General features: G+C 50.2%; 3 protein-coding genes. 2 read left to right on the top strand and 1 reads right to left on the bottom strand.

All coding sequences use genetic code 11. The annotated features are described in order from the left end of the window. Window positions 1-164: 164 nt before the first annotated feature. Complete coding sequence (locus Q0386_RS03335) at window positions 165-923, top strand: SDR family oxidoreductase (protein ID WP_299027080.1); 759 nt, start codon at window positions 165-167, stop codon at window positions 921-923. A 112-nt stretch (window positions 924-1,035) separates the two neighbouring features. Beyond that, window positions 1,036-1,620: an NAD(P)H-binding protein gene (locus tag Q0386_RS03340; RefSeq protein ID WP_299027082.1), complete on the top strand. Its 585-nt coding sequence runs from the start codon at window positions 1,036-1,038 to the stop codon at window positions 1,618-1,620. 23 nt (window positions 1,621-1,643) lie between these two features. Here Q0386_RS03340 and Q0386_RS03345 read toward each other — a convergent pair whose 3' ends face one another. After that, window positions 1,644-1,853 (bottom strand): 4-oxalocrotonate tautomerase family protein, encoded by a 210-nt coding sequence (locus Q0386_RS03345; protein WP_297942528.1) that lies wholly within the window; start codon window positions 1,851-1,853, stop codon window positions 1,644-1,646. Window positions 1,854-2,083 lie beyond the last annotated feature (230 nt).

The following is a 2,083-nucleotide window of genomic DNA, read 5'->3' on the forward strand; positions in this document are numbered from 1 at the left end:
TTATCTGGACGGCAAAGCGGTAGATACCAAGCGCACGCCCATAAGCGACGAATAACCGCCTCGCAAAACGCGGGTGAATTTGCAAATTTAAGACGAGTGCACGCGTGAATACGCGGCGAGCTTCGGTAAAATTTCAAACCAAAGAATCAAAAAAAGGATAGAAAATGAAAAAATATATCGTCATCACCGGCGCAAGTTCGGGTATCGGAGCGGCCGCGGCAAAGGCGTTTGCGAGGCGCGGAGAAAATTTGATCCTAATCGCGCGCAGAGCGGAGCTTCTGCAAAACCTAAAGGACGAGATCGCTAAAATTTCGCCCAAATCAGACGCCCTCGTTAAAATTTGCGACCTTGCGCGCAGCGAGAACGTCTTAGCGCTTTGGGACGAGCTAAAAAGCTATGAGCTAAAGACGCTCATAAACAACGCGGGCTTTGGAGATTACGGCGCGGTCGGCGAGCGCGATCTATCCAAAGTCTCGCAGATGCTGGAGCTCAACATCATTTCGCTTACGCTGTTAAGCCACCTCTTCGTACGCGACTACAAGCGCAAGCCCGCCCAACTCATCAATATCTCCTCCGCAGGCGGCTACAGCATGGTGCCAAACGCCGTCACCTACTGCGCGAGCAAGTTTTTCGTAAGCGCCTTTACGGAGGGCTTGCACCGAGAGCTGGTGCAGGATAAAGAGGCCAAAATGCAGGCTAAAGTCCTAGCGCCTGCCGCGACTAGGACGGAGTTCGGTCCCGTGGCGACGGATGACGCGGACTACGACTACGACGCGGCTTTTGCGCGGTATCATTCAAGCGAGGAGATGGCGGAATTTCTGCTTGCGCTTTACGATAGCGACGCGTGCGTAGGCGCGGTGGATCGAAACAACTTCGAGTTTAGCCTGCAAGCTGCGCGATTTGATTACGCGGACAAACGCTAAAATTTATGCATTACGCGCCGCGCGACGAAGCGTAAAATTTTGAGTAACGTAGCGCCGGAGTTAAATTTGACCGCAAAGCGCGATAAAATTTAAAGAAATTCAAGGAGCGAAAATGGGTAAATCCGCCTTGGTGCTGGGCGCTACGGGCGTCGTGGGCAGGGAGCTGGTACGCGAGCTTTGCGAGAGTCCCGGTTACGATGAGGTAGAGGTATGGGTGCGCCGCGAGATAGGCTTTTGCCACCCTAAGTTTCGCGCGCGGATCATTGATTTTGAGGGTATCTCGGATATCGCGCCGCATAAATTTGACGAAATTTTTTGCGCGCTGGGCACGACGATGAAGCAGGCGGGCTCGCACGAGGCGTTTTTACGCGTGGATGTGGACTATGTCTATGCAGCGGCGAAGTGGGGCAAAGCAGCGGGCGTACGGCGCTTCGTGCTCGTATCAGCTCCGGGTGCGAGCGAGGATTCGCTAAGCTTTTATCTGCGCGCTAAAGGACGTATCGAGCGGCGCGTGAGTGAGCTTGGCTTTGACAGCCTTCAGATCGTCCGTCCGCCGATAATCTTGGGCGAGAGGTCGGATACTCGCCCGTTAGAACGGTTCGCAGCGGCGGTTTTTAAACTGCTGCCCGCCTGCGTGTTCGGTAAATTTAGACCGCTTAGCGGCGCAAGTATCGCCCGCTGCGAGCGTGATTTTTAGCTCAAAATCCTATAAAAATTCGCTCATTTTTTCTCTTTATTTTGTTTGATCTCCTCAAGACTTAGACCGCTTTTACCGATGCTGTCCATACCGAGCGTTTCGATCATCACGAGTATTGCGGCTGGGTCTTTGCCTAATACGCGCGCTAACGTGTCCGTAATCTCGGCGATGATTTGCTTTTTTTGCTCTTTTGTAGGCTCTGGAGCGGCTACTTTTATATTTACGAATGGCATTTTCTCTCCTTAAATTTTATAAAGCAGGGCTAATTATATCAAATTTTAGACTGTTACCCGTCTCGTTTACGTTCTAAAATTTAAGTAGATATATTAGAATTTAACTTTAAATTTGATTTAAAGCTAGTATGATTATTATGTGACTTGGTAGTAGTAAAATTTGATAAATTTCCCTAAAAGGAGCGAATATGCGTAAGAATTTTTTCGGTTCTATCGTTTTGGCTGCGGCC

It is taken from the genome of uncultured Campylobacter sp. (assembly GCF_938045625.1).
Classification (GTDB): Bacteria; Campylobacterota; Campylobacteria; order Campylobacterales; family Campylobacteraceae; genus Campylobacter_A.

Excerpts from the sequence above, each read along its gene's own strand:
- Q0386_RS03335 (WP_299027080.1), top strand. The coding sequence starts at position 165 with ATGAAAAAATATATCGTCATCACCGGCGCAAGTTCGGGTATCGGAGCG.
- Q0386_RS03340 (WP_299027082.1), top strand. The coding sequence starts at position 1,036 with ATGGGTAAATCCGCCTTGGTGCTGGGCGCTACGGGCGTCGTGGGCAGG.
- Q0386_RS03345 (WP_297942528.1), bottom strand. The coding sequence starts at position 1,853 with ATGCCATTCGTAAATATAAAAGTAGCCGCTCCAGAGCCTACAAAAGAG.